Raw genomic sequence first — 1,433 nt, 5'->3', positions numbered from 1 at the left:
CTGGGAGTTCTGGGAGTTCTGGGAGTTCTGACTGTCGCTCCCGGACGACGAACCGCTCGAGTCGGAGCCGCACGCGGCCAGCAGCGGGGTCAGGGCCAGCAGTGCGGCTACGGGGACCGCCCGGCGTACACGCGTCATGGATCGTTCGCTCCTCAGGGTCTGTCGGGTGACGCCTGAGGCCATCACGCGGACGTAAGTCCCCGCTGTCATGAGCCTGTGAAACGGAGCTAGAAGTTCCAGGCGAGCACGCCGTCGGACGTCACCAGCGTGCCCAGGATCACCAGGTCGGCAACCCCGAGGCCGAGTCCGAGCAGGGCCCGGCCCCTGCGGGCGGTGCCGCGCCACAGGGCGAGGCCGGCCAGCACGATCGCGATGGGCCCCAGGATCAGGTTCATCACGAGCAGTCCCAGCAGCCCGAGCACGAACGCCGCGACGGCCATGCCGTCGGTGTCGCGCGTGCCCGTGCGGGTGCGGGCAGAAGCGGTGAGTTCCATGGTTCCGGCTCCCTTGCTCATTCGGTCGTTCACTTGGTCCGGGCGATGCGCTCGCGTACGGCGAAGATCATCAGCCAGCCGCCGATGACGACGGTGGCGAGGACGGTGACCGGGACCGGCAGATGGGACACGGCGCCCAGCACGATCCCCAGGAGAAGGAGAACTGCGGCGATGGCAATCATCGGTCGTCAACCTTTCGGTGAACACTTGTGGGTACGACTGTTCACTGATTCCTGAGTCTACGCTTCCCTTCGCCGGAGAACGGTTGTTTACTGAATGGCATGAGTCACACCTCCACCGCGGCCACCGGCGTCCGCCAGGCCCAGAAGCTCAAGACCCGCCAGGCCCTCCTGGACGAGGCCCTCACGCTCCTTGAGGAGCAGAGCCTGAGCAGCCTCGGCCTGCGCGAGGTGACGCGCGCGGTGGGGGTGGCCCCGACCGCCTTCTACCGGCACTTCCGGGACACCGCGGACCTCGGTGTGGCCCTCGTCGAGGAGGCGCTCGGGTCGCTGCACGGCACGATCGGGACGGCACTGGCCGACGAGGGGGACGCGGTCGTACGCATCGACCGCACCGTCGGCCTCATCGCGGATCTCGTACGGACGCACCCCGCGCACGTCCGCTTCATCGCGCGCGAACGGCACGGCGGGGTCCAGCCCGTGCGGGAGGCCATAGGCACCCAACTGCGGCTGTTCGCGCAGGAGGTGGCGGCCGCGTTCGCCCGTCAGCCGGAGTCGCGGGGGTGGAGCGAGGAGGATCTCCTCATGCTCGCCGGCCTGTACGTCGACCACATGGTGATGGCCGCGTCGGCGCTGCTGGAGGCGGAGGGCGACGGAGAGCATGCGCGTGATGTCGCCCGGCGTCAGCTGCGCCTGGTCAGCCTGGGCCGCCAGCACTGGCTGGACTGACCCCGCCGCCGGACGGGCTATTTATAGCCCG

Annotated in this window: 3 protein-coding genes; 1 reads left to right on the top strand and 2 read right to left on the bottom strand. The window is 69.2% G+C overall.

What is annotated here, in order from left to right; all coding sequences use genetic code 11:
• Positions 1-227: 227 nt before the first annotated feature.
• Complete coding sequence (locus tag J0695_RS36070; RefSeq protein WP_206968996.1) at positions 228-494, bottom strand: DUF4190 domain-containing protein; 267 nt, start codon at positions 492-494, stop codon at positions 228-230.
• A gap of 29 nt (positions 495-523) precedes the next feature.
• Entirely contained in the window at positions 524-676 is a 153-nt protein-coding gene (locus J0695_RS36065; protein ID WP_206968995.1) for a hypothetical protein, read from the bottom strand.
• Between the two features lie 99 nt (positions 677-775).
• Here J0695_RS36065 and J0695_RS36060 point away from each other — a divergent pair, with 99 nt between their 5' ends.
• The gene (locus tag J0695_RS36060; RefSeq protein ID WP_206968994.1) at positions 776-1,402 is read left to right on the top strand and encodes a TetR family transcriptional regulator; all 627 of its coding nucleotides are present in this window, start codon (positions 776-778) and stop codon (positions 1,400-1,402) included.
• Positions 1,403-1,433 lie beyond the last annotated feature (31 nt).

The sequence above is a fragment of the Streptomyces beijiangensis genome, from assembly GCF_017315755.1.
Lineage (GTDB): Bacteria > Actinomycetota > Actinomycetes > Streptomycetales > Streptomycetaceae > Streptomyces > Streptomyces beijiangensis.
Note: the sequence above shows the minus strand (reverse complement) of the source record. Positions and strands in the feature narration are given on the sequence as shown.